The following is a 1,954-nucleotide window of genomic DNA, read 5'->3' as shown; positions in this document are numbered from 1 at the left end:
CTGTTCCTGTGTTATCATCAGTGTAAGAAATGCCTGGGTTACTCCGCTGGATAATGGTTACTTCTACATTTCCTTTTACAGAAATTCTTTTAAAAGCTGATATTTTTAAAATTGCATCTGGCTCTTTTTCTGTTGCAGAAACGCTTGTCGTAAATAGAGCTGATGATAGAACGATTGCTGTTAATGAAGTGGCGATTAAGGTTTTGATTGAGGTTTTCATAATATTTTTATTTAATAATTAAATGTTAATTAATTGTTATTTAAATGTTTAAGTCTTTTTGTTATAGTTTTGATGATAAGACGCAGTGAAATGAAAAACGTTGCAGGCAATGTTGCGTTTTTATACAATCGATAGTTAATACTCGACGAACAGGCATTAATTCAAGACGAAAACTTGAAACTTTTACCAAGCATTTGTAAAATATTTTAAGATTTTTTATTGATCTAGTCTTTTTCTTTATATTTATTGAGAATTTTAGTCTGTTTATTTATGAAGAAAAAGGTTGTGCTTGTTCAGGATAATAAAGATATCCTTGATATAATGGACCATGTACTGGAAGAGGAGGGATTTGATGTTACGGCATCATTAACAACTGAGCCTATAGATAAAATAGACCAAATTGAACCCGATGTCGTGATTGTGGATGATCACATTAAGGGAAAAAAGAGAGGATCACAGGTGATTAAAGAACTTAAATCTGACCCTGAAACAGAAGATGTATCGGCTGTGTTAACTTCAACGTCAAATAACTTACCTCAACAGGCAGAAGAATGCAAAGCTGATGATTATATCGAAAAACCGTTTGATATCGATCACTTGGTTGAAGTAGTGAAGAAAAACAGCTAGATTTTTATCGAAATGACGACCTTTCGGGAGTGAAATCTATAAGTTACATTATTTAGATTTAAGCCAATAGATTTCTCACTACGCTATCAATGATAGATTCTCTATTAGGGCAGTCGTCATTCCCGCGCAGGCCGGTCGCGTAGACACAATTCTATTCATCTTGCGTCATTCCCGTGAAAACGGGAATCCTAAAGCTTCAAATATTGCTCACTAACCTTTCTTGTTGCATTAAGATTGCCAGTCAAGCTGGCAATGACAGTCAATGCTAAGAATATTGCAAAAGATGTGCCCACAAGATAGGCGCAGGCACAATCTTAAAGCTTATTGTATTAAGATTCCGAATCAGGTTGTTAATGACGATTTATCGAAATGAATTTCTCTAGGCAGTTACATTAGGCTTAAACGTATCTGTTTTAACCGTTGCTTTTAATTCATGTAATATCGTATACAACCCAAAATTAGTCCGGTTAACGTAAATAAAATGTTTTACGCCACGAGCCTGTTTAAATTCTGGCATTTTAGAAATTTTTTCGCCATAGATATATAGTTGCTCAAAAAAATCAGGTTTACTAAAATCGAAAAATTTACTGGTATAGGGTTTGGCGAATAGACTGATCATCTCCCTATACGATTTATGGTAAAACTCAATCTGCTCAGGAGAATCGTCGGCATGGATCATCTCCAGTTTTCTAAATGCATCTATCGTTTTATTTTTATCATTAATTACATCAGTAGAAATTAAGGCGAAAAACGGGTAATAGAAATCATCAGGCATTTCTTTTATACATCCAAAATCAATTACTCCAAGGTTTTCATCCGGTGTAATCATAAAATTTCCAGGATGTGGATCCGCATGCACAGCCCTTAGCTCATGCTGTTGGAAATTATAGAAATCCCACAGCGCCTGTCCGATTTTATTACGTAATTCCTGAGAAGGATTTGTTTGTAAAAATTCTTTTAAATGCAAACCATCAATCCAGTCCATGGTAATGATCCGCTTTCCGGATAATTCTGGATAGTACTTTGGAAATACAACATGATCGAGGTTTTTACAGGCTTCTGAAAATTCGATAGAACGTTTAACTTCCAGTTCGTAATCTGTTTCTT

General features: G+C 34.7%; 3 protein-coding genes. 1 reads left to right on the top strand and 2 read right to left on the bottom strand.

Annotated elements, in window-relative coordinates; all coding sequences use genetic code 11:
* Nucleotides 1–220: hypothetical protein (locus tag AC1DND_RS26730; protein WP_477585741.1), on the bottom strand; the 220-nt coding region annotated here is incomplete at its 3' end.
* Nucleotides 221–490: 270 nt separating this feature from the next.
* Here AC1DND_RS26730 and AC1DND_RS26725 point away from each other — a divergent pair.
* A complete protein-coding gene (locus AC1DND_RS26725; RefSeq protein ID WP_477585739.1) occupies nt 491–847 on the top strand; it encodes a response regulator in 357 nt (118 codons plus the stop codon).
* A 379-nt stretch (nt 848–1,226) separates the two neighbouring features.
* On the opposite strand, the gene AC1DND_RS26720 is transcribed toward AC1DND_RS26725, so the two are convergent.
* On the bottom strand, nt 1,227–1,954 hold a 728-nt coding region (locus AC1DND_RS26720; RefSeq protein ID WP_477585737.1), incomplete at its 5' end, for an AarF/UbiB family protein.

The sequence above is a fragment of the Pedobacter sp. 01N416 genome (genome assembly GCF_056399685.1).
Note: the sequence above shows the minus strand (reverse complement) of the source record. Positions and strands in the feature narration are given on the sequence as shown.

What these genes read in the sequence shown, in the direction of transcription:
- AC1DND_RS26725 (WP_477585739.1), top strand. Translation starts at nt 491, where the DNA reads ATGAAGAAAAAGGTTGTGCTTGTTCAGGATAATAAAGATATCCTTGAT.